Source organism: Paracoccus sphaerophysae (genome assembly GCF_000763805.1).
Classification (GTDB): domain Bacteria; phylum Pseudomonadota; class Alphaproteobacteria; order Rhodobacterales; family Rhodobacteraceae; genus Paracoccus; species Paracoccus sphaerophysae.
The window spans coordinates 1-15671 of sequence record NZ_JRKS01000007.1; the positions used below are offsets into that span (position 1 = coordinate 1).

Annotated in this window: 14 protein-coding genes and 1 pseudogene; 8 read left to right on the plus strand and 7 right to left on the minus strand. The window is 72.2% G+C overall.

The window, feature by feature from the left end:
* On the plus strand, nt 1–423 hold a 423-nt coding region (locus IC63_RS18385), incomplete at its 5' end, for a DprA-like winged helix domain-containing protein (protein ID WP_456299420.1).
* A gap of 246 nt (nt 424–669) precedes the next feature.
* On the opposite strand, the gene IC63_RS16850 is transcribed toward IC63_RS18385, so the two are convergent.
* The 5 genes and pseudogenes from IC63_RS16850 to IC63_RS18675 form a co-directional block, all read right to left on the minus strand.
* Nucleotides 670–2013 (minus strand): FliM/FliN family flagellar motor switch protein, encoded by a 1344-nt coding sequence (locus tag IC63_RS16850; RefSeq protein ID WP_052041854.1) that lies wholly within the window; start codon nt 2011–2013, stop codon nt 670–672.
* A 69-nt stretch (nt 2014–2082) separates the two neighbouring features.
* On the minus strand, nt 2083–2922 hold the full coding sequence (locus IC63_RS03765; RefSeq protein WP_036717057.1) for an ATP-binding protein: 840 nt from the start codon (nt 2920–2922) through the stop codon (nt 2083–2085).
* Nucleotides 2912–3766, minus strand: a complete 855-nt coding sequence (gene tatC, locus IC63_RS03770) for a twin-arginine translocase subunit TatC (RefSeq protein WP_036717059.1) — start codon at nt 3764–3766, stop codon at nt 2912–2914. Before tatC ends, IC63_RS03765 begins: the two co-directional genes overlap by 11 nt.
* 4 nt (nt 3767–3770) lie before the next feature.
* Nucleotides 3771–4373: a Sec-independent protein translocase protein TatB gene (gene tatB / locus IC63_RS03775; RefSeq protein WP_084115459.1), complete on the minus strand. Its 603-nt coding sequence runs from the start codon at nt 4371–4373 to the stop codon at nt 3771–3773.
* 201 nt (nt 4374–4574) lie between these two features.
* Nucleotides 4575–4736, minus strand: a pseudogene (locus IC63_RS18675) (twin-arginine translocase TatA/TatE family subunit); the annotation flags it as partial.
* 177 nt (nt 4737–4913) lie between these two features.
* Here IC63_RS18675 and IC63_RS03785 point away from each other — a divergent pair.
* Entirely contained in the window at nt 4914–5555 is a 642-nt protein-coding gene (locus IC63_RS03785) for a calcium-binding protein (protein ID WP_036717063.1), read from the plus strand.
* A gap of 107 nt (nt 5556–5662) precedes the next feature.
* Entirely contained in the window at nt 5663–6238 is a 576-nt protein-coding gene (locus IC63_RS03790; protein ID WP_036717065.1) for a retropepsin-like aspartic protease family protein, read from the plus strand.
* Between the two features lie 85 nt (nt 6239–6323).
* On the opposite strand, the gene IC63_RS03795 is transcribed toward IC63_RS03790, so the two are convergent.
* Together IC63_RS03795 and IC63_RS03800 are read right to left on the minus strand one after the other, a co-directional pair.
* The gene (locus IC63_RS03795; RefSeq protein WP_036717067.1) at nt 6324–6782 is read right to left on the minus strand and encodes a DNA polymerase III subunit chi; all 459 of its coding nucleotides are present in this window, start codon (nt 6780–6782) and stop codon (nt 6324–6326) included.
* Nucleotides 6783–6786: 4 nt separating this feature from the next.
* Nucleotides 6787–8400 (minus strand): leucyl aminopeptidase, encoded by a 1614-nt coding sequence (locus IC63_RS03800; protein ID WP_232222498.1) that lies wholly within the window; start codon nt 8398–8400, stop codon nt 6787–6789.
* Nucleotides 8401–8604: 204 nt separating this feature from the next.
* Between IC63_RS03800 and lptF the strand changes: the two genes are divergently transcribed.
* The 5 genes from lptF to pdxA are packed head-to-tail and all read left to right on the plus strand — an operon-like array spanning nt 8605 to nt 15669.
* Nucleotides 8605–9747, plus strand: coding sequence for an LPS export ABC transporter permease LptF (gene lptF, locus IC63_RS03805; RefSeq protein WP_036717071.1), 1143 nt, complete (start codon nt 8605–8607; stop codon nt 9745–9747).
* Nucleotides 9744–10865: an LPS export ABC transporter permease LptG gene (gene lptG / locus IC63_RS03810; RefSeq protein WP_036717145.1), complete on the plus strand. Its 1122-nt coding sequence runs from the start codon at nt 9744–9746 to the stop codon at nt 10863–10865. Before lptF ends, lptG begins: the two co-directional genes overlap by 4 nt.
* On the plus strand, nt 10862–13207 hold the full coding sequence (locus IC63_RS03815; RefSeq protein ID WP_052041855.1) for an LPS-assembly protein LptD: 2346 nt from the start codon (nt 10862–10864) through the stop codon (nt 13205–13207). Before lptG ends, IC63_RS03815 begins: the two co-directional genes overlap by 4 nt.
* A gap of 30 nt (nt 13208–13237) precedes the next feature.
* Entirely contained in the window at nt 13238–14671 is a 1434-nt protein-coding gene (locus IC63_RS03820) for a peptidylprolyl isomerase (RefSeq protein ID WP_036717073.1), read from the plus strand.
* On the plus strand, nt 14668–15669 hold the full coding sequence (pdxA, locus tag IC63_RS03825; RefSeq protein ID WP_036717075.1) for a 4-hydroxythreonine-4-phosphate dehydrogenase PdxA: 1002 nt from the start codon (nt 14668–14670) through the stop codon (nt 15667–15669). Before IC63_RS03820 ends, pdxA begins: the two co-directional genes overlap by 4 nt.
* Nucleotides 15670–15671: the final 2 nt, after the last annotated feature.

Genomic DNA, 15671 nt, shown 5'->3' on the forward strand with positions numbered 1-15671 from the left:
GGCGGGGAGGCCGCGGGGCGTGACGGCGGCGCTGGCAGTGCAACCGGCCCGCATCAGACCGACGAAGCGTCCGGCGGGTATTCCCCGTCTGGCAGGGGTCGACCGCGTTCCTCTGCCAGAGCGGCCTTGGGCCACCCGGCTGGGTCGGCAGTCTCGCGTCCCGCCGCAAGCGCGAGGTCCATCGGATCCGCCCCGCCCGCTGCGAGCGGGCCGGAGGACGAGGCGCAACCCGGGCCCGCACCCGCCGGCCTCGCCCTGCCAGAGCGCCTCCTCCGCCTGATCGGTCCGTCGCCGACCGAGGAAGACAGCCTGATCCGCGATCTCGGCGTATCGCCCGCGCAACTCGCGCCCGTGATCCTCGACCTGGAACTCGCCGGGCGCATCCAGCGCCTGCCCGGAGGCCGCATCGCCCTGGCTGCGTAAGCAGGGCCAAGGGTTCGAGTTGTTTGGGCAGAGGGCGGCCCACGCCGTCCCGATATCGCGTCGACCAGGTTTCCGCTGCGGTGACCTCGACAGACGATTTATCGTAGCAGAGTGGGTCCCGATCGTTTCATTTCCGCAGCGCAACCGTGCGCGTGGTCAGCCGGGGCACAGCCTCTGGGTCGCCGCAGGCACCAAACCGTGCGGAACTGCTGTCTCCGTGCGTCGCGGAGGCGGATTCTCCGTCCCCTACCCGATGTTGATCTGCATCGGCGTCACCGCCTCGCCCTCCGCATCCTCCCAGGCCGACAGGTCGGTCGCGGGAAAGGCGAATTCCTGACCGTCATCCGCGAGGGGCTGGCTCGCGTCGCGGAAGGGGTCCGGCACGTTCAGATCGTCGATCGGTGGGTCGAACCCGGTGGCGGGCAGAGGGTCGAGCGCGGTCAGCGGGCCGGGGGCCTCGGACTCATCGGCCCCCCACGCGAGGGGTGCCATCCCTGCGAGATCGACCGCCGCGCCATCGATCCGTCCCGGACCGGCGTCGGACGCCGTCAGGTGTTCCGACACCGGCTCGGCCAGGTCGTGCATCCCTCGGGCCGACGCGGCCCGGTCGCGGAGCCCGCCGCCCTGCGATCCGGCGAGCCGCAGCGCATGGCGCCCGGCGACTTCGCCCAGCTTGCCGCGGAACAGGGGCTGGCCGGTCGCGGTCTCGAGCGTGGCCGAGGTGAGCGCGTCGGGCGGAAGGGTGATGGTGTCGCCAGCCGACAGCGCGCGCAGCTCGCCCAGGGAGATGCTGCGGCGGCACAGCACGCCGACCAGTTCGATCGGCAGCGTCCGGATCGCGTCCGCCAGCACCCCCTGATCCGGAGCCGCGGCGACCGCCGGGGTCTCGGACTCTGCCAGCGGCAGCGAGACACGGCGTGGCGCGGCGGCCGCGCCGGGCAGCAGGAGGACCAGCCGCCCGTCCCTCTGCCCGGCCGGCCCGGCGCGCAGAGACACGGCGATATGGCGATAGGTCACGTCCTCGAGCATCAGGTCCAGCAGCCGCGGATCCTCGACGAAGCTCGCATAGCGATAGCCGGCCATGCCCTCGAACCCCTCATGCGCGGCAAGGTCGGCGGCGATCTCGGCCAGGCAGCCATTGAGGAAATCGGCGCTGATGACGCCATCTGTCCGGGTCGGCCGGCGGGCGGGCGCGGGGCGCGCCGAGATCCGGCCCATCGCCTGCATCTCGATCAGCGAGGACAGCAGGCCCGGGCAGATCGCGGCCGTGCCCATCGCGCCCCCCGGCCCCTCGACGGCGAGGATCAGCGACTGTTCGGGCAGCAGTTCGGGCACCTCGGCCAGGACGGCGTGGCCGACGCTGACCCGGTCGAAGAAAAGCGGCATGCCATGCACCCGGTCCGCCGCACGGCCGATGGCGCTGGCGATGACCCGGTCAGGCCCGCGCGGCACCGGCACGGGCGGGACGACCGGATCGGGACGGCCGGCCGCGGCACGTTCGGCGGCGCGGCGGGCCGCCTGCGCCGTGATATGGCGCAGCAGCACCGATCCGCCAGCGCCCGTGTCGATGCTGTCGTCTGCCGCAGTCATGACCCGTCCGAATCGTTCGTTCCCTTGTCGGGACAGTCGCACGGAATTCTTGCCAACAGGTTAGCGGCCTCACAAAGCCAGCCCGTGCCGCCCCGCCAGATCGGTGAAGAACTGCCACGCCACGCGGCCCGAGCGGGCGCCGCGGGTGGCCTGCCACTCGATCGCCTCGGCGCGCAGCGTCTCGGGGTCGACCGACAGCCCGTAGGCCCCGCAATAGCCGTCGATCATCGCCAGGAACTCGTCCTGGCCGCAGGGGTGAAAGCCCAGCCACAGCCCGAACCGGTCGGACAGCGAGACCTTCTCCTCGACCGCCTCGCCGGGATGGATCGCCGAGGCGCGCTCGTTGTCGATCATGTCGCGCGGCATCAGGTGGCGGCGGTTCGAGGTCGCATACAGCACCACGTTCGGCGGCCGCCCGGCCAGCCCGCCATCCAGGACCGCCTTCAGCGACTTGTACTGCGCATCGTCATGCGAGAACGACAAATCGTCGGCGAAGAGCAGGAAACGCCGGTCCGACGCGCCCAGCAGCGCCAGCAGGCGGCCCACCGACTCAAGGTCGTCGCGGCTGATCTCGACCAGCACCAGGGGCAGGCCGCGTGCCACGGCCTCGGCGTGCACGGCCTTGACGAGGCTGGATTTTCCCATCCCCCGCGCGCCCCACAGGAGCGCATTGTTGGCAGCATGGCCGCGGGCGAATTGCAGCGTGTTGGCCAGCAGCGTGTCGCGTGAGCGGTCGATCCCGACCAGCTGGTCCAGCGGCACCCGGTTCACCCGCCGCACCGGGTCCAGCCGGTCGGGGGCGGTGTGCCAGACATAGGCCTCGGCCTCGGTGAAGCTGGGCGCCGGCGCGGGCGGCGGGGTCAGCCGGTCCAGCGCGTCGGCGATGCGCTCCAGCGGTTCAGTCGTCATCGACATCGACCCACAGGCCCTCGGCGCGCAGCTGGGCCTCGCGCTTGACCTCGATCCGCTTCACCAGCTGGATGGCGATTTCATAGAGGCCATAGATCACCGAGAACAGCACGATCTGGCTGATGATGTCGGGCGGCGTCACCATCGCCGACAGCACCAGGATCAGGACCACTGCATAGCGGCGCATCGACCCCAAACCCTTGGCCGACACCAGCCCCGCCTTGCCCATCAGCGTCAGCGCCACCGGCAACTGGAAGGACAGGCCGAAGGCGAGGATGAACTTGGTGGTCAGCGACAGATACTCGCTGATCGAGCCCTGGAACACGATCCCGGCCATCTTGGGGTCATTGGCGACCGGCGCCTTGGGGTCGTCGGGCAGCTGCAGCGGGCCGCTCTGGAAGCCGAGGAAGAAGTCGAAGGCCCAGGGCAGGATGACGAAATAGGCGAAGGCGGCGCCCAGCGCGAACATCACCGGCGAGGCGATCAGGAACGGCAGGAACGCCTGCTTTTCGGACCGATACAGCCCCGGCGCGATGAACCGCCACAGCTGATAGGCGATCACCGGGAACGCCAGGATGAAGCCGCCGAACATGGCGATCTGCATGGCCAGGAAGAAGCCTTCCTGCACCTTGAGCATGATCAGCCCGCATTCCTGCCCGCGCTTGGCCAGCGCGCCGCAGATCGGCTGGGTAAGGAAGTCGAAGACCGGCTGCCAGACGAAATAGCAGCAGATGGCGGCGATCACGAAGGCCAGCACCGACCAGATCAGGCGGTTGCGCAATTCGGCCAGGTGCTCGATCAGCGGGGCCGAGCTGTCGTCGATGTCGTCGGGGCGGTTGGGCAAGTCGTCAGCTCCGGTCGCTGCGCCGCACGGCGTGCAGCCGGCGGGCGCCGGGCTGGTGGACAGGGGGCTCGGGTTCCGCCACCGGGGTGCCGAGCCCGAGGCCGAGGCCGGTCGCCACGGCGCCGGGCTCGCGGACAGGGGCGGCAGCGGGGGCCGGGGCGGCGCCCGGCGTCGGAGGGGTCACGGCATCGGGCACCGTGGCGGCAGCCTGCGTTGCCGCCGCGGTGCCGGAGGACCGCATCGCCGGATCGCCCGAGGACACCACCGGCGTCGGCGCGGCGGGGTCCGGCACCGGGCCGGTCGCGTCGCGCACCGGCTCGAGCGGATCCCATTTCTCGAACTTGTCGGCGGCGCGGCTGAGCGCATCGAGCCCCAGCGAGCGGGCACTGGTCATCTTCTTCAGATCGGCCAGTTCCTTGGTCGCCTCGTGGACGCCGGACGCCTTGGCCGCATCTTCCATCGCCGAGGAAAACTCCCGCGCCATGCCGCGGGCACGGGCGGTGATCCGGCCCAGCGTGTGGAACATCACCGGCAGGTCCCTGGGACCGATCACGATCAGCGCCACGACGCCGATCAGCAGCAATTCCGTCCAGCCGACGTCGAACATGATCTGACCGCGGCCCCGAGGCGCTTACAGGCGGTCGGCGTCGCGCGGGGTCACGTCGCGCAGGCCGGCCTCGCGGCGGGCCCGGGCGGCATCGGCCTCGGCCTGGATGCGGTCGGCCTCGGCCCGCGCCTTGGCGGCGGCGGCCTCCAGGTCGTCGGCGCTGCGGTCGGCGCGGATCGCGGCCCGGTCGGTCGCGGTGTCTACGGTGCGCTCGACCTCGTCCGCGCCGTCCTTGACGCCGCGCTTGAAGGCGGTGATGCCCTTGCCGACCTCGCCCATCAGCGAGGAAACCTTGCCCCGGCCGAACAGGACCAGGACGACGATGGCGATCAGCAGAAGCGCCATTGGGGAAGGTGCGTGCATCGTCTCTCTCCGGTTGTCGGGCCGTCAGGGCCCGGCGGCAAGCAGCCGCCTCAACGCATATAGGACCATGGACGCGCATTCGAAAGCCCCTATCCGCCCGCACCCGGTCACCGGGCGCGAGCTGCGGCCATCGGGCGCAGCCGGATCGCTGCATTCGGCCGCAAGCGGTCGCCCCTGATGCCCCGGTATCGCGCCACGCCCACCGGTTCGATCGACGTCGATGACGATGGGGTGGCAGCCCGGATCTTTGGCCGCGGCACGGCGGACAACGACGTGCTGGACGGCGGCGCGGGCATCGACACGGCGATCTATTCCAGCGCCGTGCAGGTGGTCGTCACGCTGGGGTCGACGGCCCCGCAGGCGACGGGCCAGGGCGTGGACCGGCTGGTCGGGATCGAGAACCTGACCGGCAGCAGGGGCGCGGACGCCCTGACCGGCAACGCCGCCGTCAACGTGCTGAACGGCGGAGCGGGGGACGACGTGCTGAACGGCGCCGGCGGCAACGACATGCTGATCGGCAGCGCCGGCCGGGACCGGCTGATCGGCGGCGCCGACGTCTTCCTGTTCACCCAGCCGACCGATGCCGGCCTCGGCGCAGCGGCCGATATCGTGCGGGACTTCGCCCGCGGGCAGGACCGGCTATCGCTGGCGGGGCGGGACGCCGATCCCGGAACCGCAGGCGACAGGCCTTTGCCTAGGGCGGCACCGCCGCCCGCGCGCACGGCGCGTGGTTTTCCGTCGGCACGGCGGGGACCATGCTGTCGCTGGACCTTGGCGGCGATGCGAGGGCCGACCTGCAGGTCTATCTCGTCGGGCTGACCGGCCTGACCGCCGCGGACCTTTTCCTGTAACCTGCCCCGGCTCTGGCAAATCGCGCCCTCGTCCCTACATCTGGCGCGCCCCCCGGACCCGGGCCACGGAGACCCATGAGCAACGAATTCGCCCGCCTCGCCTATCTCCTGCTGCTGGCCATCGCGGTCGGCGGGTTCCTGGTGGTCGAGTTCCGCCGCGACGCCGGCCGCGCCTCGCGCGGGGTGCTTGCCTGGGTGCTGATCTTCATCGGGCTCGTCGCGGGCTTCGGCCTGTGGGAGGATGTTCGCCGCGACGTGCTGCCCCGGCAAGAGGTGCTGGGCGAGGGCCGCATCGAGGTCCCGATCGGCACCGACGGGCATTTCCACCTGACCGCCGAGATCAACGAGGTGCCGGTGCGCTTCGTGGTCGATACCGGCGCCTCGTCGCTGGCGCTGCGCCGGCGCGACGCGGAACGGGCGGGGATCGACCTCGATACGCTGGCCTATGCGGGACAGGCCCAGACCGCGAACGGGGTCGTGCCCACCGCCGCCGTGCGGCTGGACAGCGTGCAGATCGGCGACATCCGCGACGACGACGTCGCCGCCGTGGTCATCAACGGCGACATCGGCACCTCGCTGATGGGCATGGACTATCTGCGTCGCTTCGCTCGCGTTGGCTTCGAAGGCGACACGCTGGTCCTCGAACGCTGAGACCCCTCCACGGGCCAGGTATCTTCTGTCTGCAAATATCCCGCGGGGGTCCGGGGGCGCGAAGCCCCCGGTGCGGCCGGGCGCGCTAGCGCTTGCGTTCCCAGCGCCCGCCCTCTTCCGACCAGTATTCGGCCGCCACGCCCGCCCCCGTCAGGCTGCGCCACTGGCCCCGCGCCGTGTCCAGCGCGGTCGGGTCGTTGCCATCGAAGACGATGCAGACCCGCTGCGCCGGGGCACATTCGGCCGGATCGACCGCCGCGCCGTCCAGCGCGATCAGGCAGTCGGCGCCCGCGCCCTTCCCCGCGTCACCCGCACCGCCGACCGTCAGCAGCACCGGCTGCAGCGCGTCATGCGGCCCGCCGGCCAGCCCGTGCGGCAGGAAGCCGTCGCCCTGCCACAGCGCCTCGTCCAGCCGCGCCATGCGGGCGGCGTCGGTGCCGCGCAGCTCGACCCGCCAGCCGGCCTGGCGCGACTTGCCGATCAGCGTGGGCAGCAGCTGTTCGGCCGGGGATCGCGTCAGGTGATAGAACATCGCGTTGCCCACGCGACTACCTGTCCCCCGACGGCCGCGCCTCGAAGCGGTCCCGGATCAGCCGGTCCAGCGTCATCACCCCCCAGCCCGTCGCGCCTTTGGGCGCAAGCGTGGTTTCCCCCGGCGGCAGCGCCACCCCGGCGATGTCCAGATGCGCCCAGGGCGTGCCCTTGCGGATGAAGCGCTGCAGGAACTGCGCTGCGGTGATCGACCCCGCCGCGCGGCCGCCCGAGTTCTTCACGTCGGCCAGCCGCGACTTGATGATCTCGTCATAGGCCGGCGCCAGCGGCATCCGCCACAGCCCCTCGCCCTCGGCCGCGGCGGCCTTCAGCAGCCCCTCCGCCAGCGCGTCGTCGTTGGCAAACAGCCCGGCATTCTCGTGCCCCAGCGCCACGATGATGGCCCCGGTCAGCGTCGCCAGGTTCACCACCGCCGCGGGCTGGAAGCGGTCCTGCGCGTACCACAGCACGTCGGCCAGCACGAGCCGCCCTTCGGCGTCGGTGTTGATGACCTCGATCATGTCGCCCTTCATCGACCGCACGATGTCGCCCGGACGCTGGGCGCGGCCGTCGGGCATGTTCTCGACCAGCCCGACCAGCCCCACGACGTTGGCGCGCGCCCGGCGCAGCGCCAGCGTGCGCATGACGCCGGCGACGACGCCGGCGCCGCCCATGTCCATCGTCATCTCCTCCATCCCCTGCGCGGGCTTGATGGAAATGCCGCCGCTGTCGAAGACGACGCCCTTGCCGACCAGCGCCAGCGGCGGCTCGTCCCCGCCGCCGTTCCAGCGCATGACGACGACCTTGGAGGGGCTTTCCGACCCCTGCCCCACGGCCAGCAGCGCGCGCATGCCCAGCCGGGACAGCTCGTGCTCGTCCAGCACCTCGACCTCGAGCCCCAGCTCCTGCATCGCGAGCAGCCGGTCGGCGAAATCCGAGGTGGTCAGAACGTTGGCCGGTTCGTTGACCAGGTCGCGGGTGAAGAACACGCCCTCGGCCAGCGCCGCGCCGTCGCCGGCGGCGCGGGCCACGGCTTCGGGGTCGGGACACAGGATCGTGACGCTGGCCTTGTCGGGCTGCGGCGGTTCGGAGGGGGCGTCAGCGGCGGCTCTGTCGGGTTCGGGCACCGTCTCGGCGCCAGCGGAATCGACCAGCCGTGCGTCGGGCATGGCACCGCTGTGCGACACCGCCTGCGGGGCCGTCACCGGCAAGTCCTCGGCCGCCTCGCCTTCGGCGTGATCGCCGGGGCGGGACTTGTAGACCGAAAAGTCATACCCCTTCAGCGCGATGCCCAGCGCCACCTCGGCGATCCGGTCATGGGCGGGGGCCACCACGGTGACCTCGCCCTTGCCAATCCGCGCGCCGATCGCCGCCCCGGCCTTGCGGGCGGTGGCCGCGTCGGCCTTGCGCGGCAGGCGCACCAGCTGCACGGCGTCGGCGGCGATGCCCGCCGGGAAGGCCAGTTCCATCGCGGCGCCCGGCTTGACGTCGGCCCACGCCTTGGATTCCAGCGCCCGCGCCAGCCCGCGGCGCAGCGCCGGGGGAAGACCCCTGGGCGTCTGGCCCCGGTCCCCGATCAACAGCGCGAGGCGGCCCTTGCGCGCGGTGAGATCGGCGTCCGAGGCCGGCATGAAGCGGATTTCGACGGGGTGGGTCAGCGCGAGAAAAGCCCTGTGCTGATAACCGGGCGGAGCCTATCCCCGCCCCACCCGCTTGACCAGCCCGCCCCGCCGCCGGCGCCGGCCCTGGGCGGGCGACAGCCATGCGGGGCTTTCGCGACGGCGCCGGCGGGGCTAATCAGGGCGCGCCGGCGCCGGTTGCGCCAAGGAGGGGACATGCCCCGGATCGACCGCTACATGCTCACGCACTACCTGACGCAGTTCGGGTTCTTTGCGTTGGTGCTGGTGTCGGTCTACTGGATCAACCGCGCCGTCCAGCTGTTCGAGCAGCTGATCCAGGACGGCCAGACCGCGCTGGTGGTGCTGGAATTCACCGCGCTGACCCTGCCGCTGGTGATCTCGCTGGTGCTGCCGGTGGCGGCCTTCGCGGCGGCGGCCTACGGCACGTCGCGGCTGGCCTCGGAATCCGAGCAGACGGCGATGCAGGCGGCCGGGATGTCGCCCTGGCGGATGGCGCGGCCGGTGCTGGTCTTCGGCGTCATCGTCGGGGTGATGGTGGCGATCCTCGCGCACGGGCTGGTGCCGATGGCGCGCGCGCGGCTGGCCGACCGGCAGGCCGAGATCGCAGAAAACGTCACCGCCCAGTTCCTGCGCGCCGGGGTGTTCCAGTATCCCGCCGACGGCGTCACCCTGTTCATCGGCGAGATGGCCCCCGACGGCCGCCTGCGCGACCTGTTCCTGGAAGACGCCCGCAACCCCGCCGACCAGGCGATCCATACCGCCGAAGAGGCGCTGGTGCTGCGCACCGACGGCGGTCCGCGGCTGGTCATGCAGCGCGGCATGACCCAGAATCTGCGCGCCAAGGCCGGGGCCGAGCCGCGGCTGTCGGTCACCCGCTTCACCGACCTGACCTATGACATCGGCGGCATGTTCGCCGCGCAGGCGCGCAAGGACCGCGATCTGCGGACCTATTCGACGGCCCGCCTCCTCAGCCCCGATGCCGCGCTGCTCGAGGCCACCGGCGCCTCGCCCCCCCGCGCCCGGGCCGAGGCGCATGAGCGGATCGCCCAGCCCCTGATGGCGCCGATCGGCGCGCTGCTGGGTTTTGCGATGCTGCTGCTGGGCGGCTATTCGCGCTTTGGCGTCTGGCGGCAGGTGATCTGGGCGATCGTCGCGCTGGTCGTGGTGCACGGGCTGTCCACCGCCGCCGCCAGCCGCACCGCCCAGTCGCCCGAGGCGTGGCCGATCCTGTATCTGGCCCCGCTGATCGGCGCGCTGATCGCGGCCGCCGCGTTGTGGACGGCGGCGCGGCCGCGCCGGGTCCGGGCGCCCTCGGTGCCCGCGGAGGCGGCGGCATGATCCTGCAGCGCTATCTCGCCCGCCGCTTCCTGCGCCAGTTCCTGCTGGTCGCGGGGGCGTTCCTGGCCATCCTGTTCCTGATCGACCTCGTCGAACAGATCCGCCGCTTTGGCGGCGAGGGGGTGGGGCTGAGGCGCGTGGCGGGGCTGGCGGCGCTGAACATCGCCGGCAGCTTCTATGCGATCCTGCCGCTGATGACCCTGCTGGCCGCCATCGCGCTGTTCCTGGGGCTGTCGCGCAGTTCCGAGCTTGTGGCGATCCGCGCCGCCGGGCGGTCGGGCCTGCGCATCCTCGGCGCGCCGGCGTTCACCGCGGCGCTGATCGGGGCGCTGCTGGTCAGCGTGCTGAACCCCATCGTCGCGGGCACCTCGAAACGCTATGACGAGGCCGCTGCCCGGGTCGCCGGCCGCGCGCCGCAGGCGGTGTCGCTGGGCAAGGGCGCGGTCTGGCTGCGCCAGGGCGTGCCGGCGGCCACCGCGGGGACCGGGGCGGATGGCGGCCAGATCGTGATCCGCGCCACCCGCGCCAGCCCCGACGCCACGACGCTGTATGACGCGACCTTCCTGGTCTTCGACGCCACACGCGGCCCGGTGCGCCGCATCGCCGCCCAGTCGGCGCGGCTGAACGGATCGTCCTGGATGCTGAGCGGGGTCAAGGAATGGCCGCTGGCCGAGGCCAACCCCGAAGCCGGCGCCCTGACCCTACCGGGGCTGAGCCTGCCCACCGACCTGACCGCCGCGCGCATCCGCGACGGCTTCGGCGCCCCCGAGGCGGTGCCGGTCTGGCAGTTGCCGGCCTTCATCGCCGGGCTCGAACGGGCCGGGTTCTCGGCCCTGCGGCACCGGGTCTGGCTGGCGATGGAACTGGCCCGGCCGTTCCTGATGGCCGCGATGGTCATGGTCGCCGCGGTGTTCACCATGCGGCCGATGCGCGGGCGGCGGACGGGATTGCTGGTGCTCGCGGCCTTCGCCTCGGGCGTCGGGCTGTTCTTTCTGCGCAACCTGACGCAGGTTCTGGGCGAGGCCGGCGAGGTGCCCCCGGCCTTCGCCGCCTTCGCCCCGCCACTGGTGGCGGCGCTGCTGGCGATGGCGGCCCTGTTGAAACTGGAGGACGGATGACGCGCGGCACGGCACCAAGGGCGATCGGGCTTTTCGCGGCGCTGGCGGCCTGCGCCTGGGCGGGGCCGTCGCCCGCCCAGACCGACCTGCTGGTGCCCTCGATCGCCTCGTCGCGGGGCAAGGCGCCGGCGCTGGCCCCGACCTCGACCCCGGGGGACGAGGACACCCGCGCCGACGGCACCTCGGCCTCGGACGTGCCCACCGTGGTGATCGCCCCCACGCGGCCCGTCCCCTCTCGGATCGAGGCCGAGGCCGACGGCGCCGCGACGCTGCTGGCCGATCACGTGGACCTGACCGGCGACCGGGTGCTGACCGCCTCGGGCGGGGTGGTGATCTGGTTCGAGGGCGCGCGGCTGGTGGCCGAGCGGGTCATCTATGACGGCACTGCCGGCACGATGCGGATCGAGGGGCCGATCCACCTGACCGAGCCAGGCAAGGCCGGCACCGACGAGGAAACCGTGCTGATCGCCGATTCGGCGCAGCTGGACGAGGGCCTGCGCGACGGCATCCTGAAGGGCGCCCGGCTGGTCCTGGCGCGCGAGCTGCAATTCGCCGCGGCCCAGGTCCGGCGCACCGGCGGCGGGCGGATGACGACGCTGACCCACGTCGTCGCCTCGTCCTGCCATGTCTGCGCCAGCGACCCGACGCCGCTGTGGGAAATCCGCGCCCGCCGCATCACCCATGACGCCGCCACAAGGCGCATCCTGTTCGACCGGCCGCAGTTCCGCGCCTTCGGCCTGCCGGTGGCCACCCTGCCCGCGCTGTCGGCGCCGGATCCCACGGTCGACCGGATGACCGGCTTTCTGGCCCCGCGCTTCCGCACCACCTCGGGGCTGGGGGTGGGCGTCATGCTGCCCTATTTCATCACCCTCGGCGACAGCGCCGACCTGACCGTGACGCCCTATGTCTCGGCCAGCCGCACGGCGACGCTGGGGCTGCGCTATCGCCAGGCCTTCGCCAACGGCGCCACCGAATGGAACGGCGCGATCAGCCGCGACGACATCGAGGACGGCACCCGCGGCTATCTGTTCGGCGCCGCCAGGTTCCGCCTGCCCCGCGACTACCTGCTGGGGCTGCAGGTGCAGACCGCCTCGGACCGCGGCTATCTGCTGGATTACGACATCACCGACGCCGACCGGCTGTGGAGCGGGGTGACCCTGGACCGCGTCGCCCGCGATCGGCTGCTGACGGCGCGGATCGGCAACTACCAGACCTTTCGCGAAGGCGAGGACGCCGCCACCTCGCCGGGGCTGGTCGCCACCGCGCTGTGGGAACGCCGCTTTCATCCGCCAGCCCTGGGCGGCGAGGCCGGGCTGCAATTCTCGGTCAACGCGCATCGGCGCAGCTCGGGCGAGGACGTGCTGGGGCGCGACATGGCCCGGGCCTCGGCCCGGCTGGACTGGAACCGCAACTGGATCCTGCCGGGCGGGGTGGTCGCGGCGGCCAAGACCCAGCTCGACGCCGACCTTTATCGCATCCGCGACGACAGCCGCTTCGACAGCTCGGCCGCGCGTGCCGTTCCCACCGCGGCGGTCGAGTTCCGCTGGCCGCTGATCGCCCACGCGGGCGATGCGACGAACCTGCTGGAGCCCGTGGCGCAGATCGTCTGGTCGCCCGAGATCGACGACGAGGACACCGTCCCCAACGAGGATGCGCAGCTGGTCGAATTCGACGAGGGCAACCTGTTTGCGCTGACCCGGATGCCCGGCCGCGACGCGGTCGAGGGCGGCTTGCGCGCCAATCTGGGCGTGACGTGGACCCGCATCGACCCGACCGGCTGGTCGCTTGGGGTGACCGCCGGACGGGTCTTGCGCCGCGACCCCGACCCGGCCTTAGTCCGCTCGGGCGAGATCCTGTCGGGCAAGCGGTCGGACTGGCTGCTGGCCGCGACCTACAGCGGCACCCAGGGCCTCGCCATCGCCAACCGGGCGCTGTTCGACGACGATTTCGCCATCCACCGCAACGAGTTGCGGCTGGGCTGGCTGCGGCCGGGCTTTCAGCTGTCAGCGGGCTATCTGTGGATTGACGCCGAGACGCAGGAGGGCCAGCCGCGCGACGTCTCGGAGCTGACCGCCACCACCGGCTGGCAGATGGCCCCCGGCTGGTGGGCCAGCGCCGAGACCCGCTATGACTTCACCGCCAATCGGGCGCAAAAGGCAGAGCTGGGGCTTGTCTATCGCAACGAATGCGTGAACGTCGATCTTTCCGTCTCGCGCCGCTTCACGGCTTCGGACAATCTGCGGGCGAATACCGATGTGGGCCTGTCGGTGCGGCTGGGCGGATTTGGCCGGCAGCGCGACACCGGGCCGGGAACTGTGGCGCGGCGCAGCTGTCTGCGCTAGCGTGCCCGCGCGACCAGAACGAGGACGAAGATGCGGCGGATCATTCACGCGACCCTGATTGCGGCTTTCCTGGGCAGCGCGGCCTTGCCCGCTGCCGCCGGACCGTTCGCCCCGGTGGTGTATGTCAACAACAGCGCGGTCACGCAGTATGAACTGGACCAGCGGGTCCGCTTCATGCAGGTGCTGCGCGCCCCCGAACAGGGCCGCGAGACCGCGCTGAAGGCGCTGGTCGAGGATCGGCTCAAGCTGGAAGCCGCGCGCCAGATCGGCATCGCGGTCAGCGACCAGGGACTCGAGGAAGGGTTGGCCGAATTCGCCGGCCGCGCCAACATGGACGTGATGCAGTTCACCGAGGCGCTGGCCCGCGACGGTGTCGAACGCCAGGCCTATCGCGATTTCGTCAAGGCCGGCGTCGCCTGGCGCGAGGTCGTTCGCCAGCGCATCGTGCCGACCGTCAAGGTCAGCGACCGCGAGGTCGAACAGGCGATGAAGCGCGACATCGAGACCCCGATCACCACCGCCGTGCTGCTGTCCGAACTGGTGATGCCGGCCCCGCCCGGCCAGGAACAGGCGGTTCTGGCGCGCGGCCGGCAACTGGCCGAAACGGTGACATCCGAAGCCGCCTTCGCCGCCGCCGCGCGCCGCTATTCCGCCGTGCCGACCGCCGGCCGGGGCGGGCGGCTGGAGTGGGTCGAGATGGCGAACCTCGCCCCCGGACTGCGCGACATCGTCACCCAGATGCGCCCCGGCACGATCAGCCAGCCGCTGACCGTGCCCGGCGCCGTGGTGCTGTTCTTCCTGCGCGACACCCGCGGCAAGCTGCGCGCCGGGGCGACCGACCAGACCGTCGAATATGTCGAACTCGCGCTGCCCTCGGCGGCCGAGGGCGCCGGCATCCTGTCACGCGCCGACAGCTGCGACCAGGTATATGTCGAGGCCAACCGCTTCGCCGGCGACCCGATCCGGCGCGAGACCCTGCCCCTGTCCTCGGTGCCGCTGGACGTGGCGCAGCGGATCGCGTCGCTGGACGCGAACGAGGGCACGGTCATCGACTATGGCGCCGGCGCGCGGCTGATCATGCTGTGCCGCCGGGCGCCGGCGCTGATCGGCGATGCGGTCGGGGTCTCGACCTCGCTGCCCGGCCTGCCGCAGCCGATGCGGGCGCCAGAACCCGGGCGCAGCGCCGCCGGCCGGCCCGGCGCGGCGGGGGCCGCGGCCGCGGCCGGCACGCCCGAGGCCGCTGCGAACGCCGAGGAAGCCTCGACCCCCGCGGCGGCCGAGGCGCCCAATGCCGCCAACGCCGCCTCGGACGCGGCCGCGGCGGCCGGGATCGCGCTGCCCGACGAGCCGTTGCTGCGGACCCGCGACGAGGTGCGGGCCGAGATCTTCAACCGCAAGATCAACGCCGCCGCGGACGCTTATCTGGCCGAACTGCGCGCCGACGCCGTGATCCGCAAGCCGTGACCGGCGATCCGGCCCGGCCCCTGATCCTGACCTGCGGCGAACCGGCCGGCATCGGACCCGAGCTTGCGCCGCTGGCCCTTGCCGCGGGCGTGCCCTTCGTCTGGTTGGGCGACCCGCGCCACCTGCCCCCCGGCGCCCGGTGGGCGGAAATCCAGGCGGTGGGCGATCCGGTCGCGCCCGGCACCCTGCCGGTCCTGCGCCACGACTTTGCAGCCGCGGCGGTCCCGGGACGCCCCGATCCCGCCAACGCCCAAGGGGTGATCGACGTGATCGCCCGGGCGGTGGCGCTGGCGCTGGACGGCCGGGCGGCGGGCATCGTCACCCTGCCGATCAGCAAGCAGGCGCTGAAGGACGGTGCCGGCTTCGCCTTCCCGGGCCACACCGAATATCTCGCCCACCTGGCCGGGGGGGCCGAGGTGGCGATGATGCTCGCCTCGACCACCGTGGACCCGCCCTGCCGAGTGGTGCCCGCCACGATCCACATGGCGCTGGAGGACGTGCCCGCGGCGCTGACGCCCGACCTGCTCGACCGCACCATTCGCATCACCCGCGCCGGGCTGATCCGCGATTTCGGCATCGCCGATCCGCGCATCGCGGTGGCGGGGCTTAACCCCCATGCCGGCGAAGGCGGAGCAATGGGCCGGCAGGAGCTGGACTGGATCCGTCCGCTCTGCGACAGGCTGCGGGCCGAGGGGCTGGCGATCACCGGCCCCCACCCCGCCGACACCATGTTCCACGCCCCTGCCCGCGCCCGCTATGACGCGGCGGTGGCCTGCTATCACGACCAGGCGCTGATCCCGATCAAGACGCTGGACTTCGCCGGCGGGGTGAACGTGACGCTGGGCCTGCCGTTCATCCGCACCTCGCCCGATCACGGCACCGCCTTCGACATCGCCGGCCGTGGCATCGCCGACCCGGCCTCGACCCGCGCGGCGCTGCGGATGGCGTGGGACATGTCGCAGGCTCGGGCACGGGCGCAGGCAGGAGCTCGGGCCTGAAT

Bases quoted from the DNA above. Each gene is read 5' to 3' on its own strand.
- IC63_RS03800 (WP_232222498.1), bottom strand. From the start codon at position 8,400: ATGCCGGCCTCGGACGCCGATCTCACCGCGCGCAAGGGCCGCCTCGCG.
- tatB (WP_084115459.1), bottom strand. From the start codon at position 4,373: ATGTTCGACGTCGGCTGGACGGAATTGCTGCTGATCGGCGTCGTGGCG.
- lptG (WP_036717145.1), top strand. From the start codon at position 9,744: ATGATCCTGCAGCGCTATCTCGCCCGCCGCTTCCTGCGCCAGTTCCTG.
- IC63_RS16850 (WP_052041854.1), bottom strand. From the start codon at position 2,013: ATGACTGCGGCAGACGACAGCATCGACACGGGCGCTGGCGGATCGGTG.
- lptF (WP_036717071.1), top strand. From the start codon at position 8,605: ATGCCCCGGATCGACCGCTACATGCTCACGCACTACCTGACGCAGTTC.
- IC63_RS03820 (WP_036717073.1), top strand. From the start codon at position 13,238: ATGCGGCGGATCATTCACGCGACCCTGATTGCGGCTTTCCTGGGCAGC.
- IC63_RS03815 (WP_052041855.1), top strand. From the start codon at position 10,862: ATGACGCGCGGCACGGCACCAAGGGCGATCGGGCTTTTCGCGGCGCTG.
- IC63_RS03790 (WP_036717065.1), top strand. From the start codon at position 5,663: ATGAGCAACGAATTCGCCCGCCTCGCCTATCTCCTGCTGCTGGCCATC.
- IC63_RS03785 (WP_036717063.1), top strand. From the start codon at position 4,914: ATGCCCCGGTATCGCGCCACGCCCACCGGTTCGATCGACGTCGATGAC.
- IC63_RS03765 (WP_036717057.1), bottom strand. From the start codon at position 2,922: ATGACGACTGAACCGCTGGAGCGCATCGCCGACGCGCTGGACCGGCTG.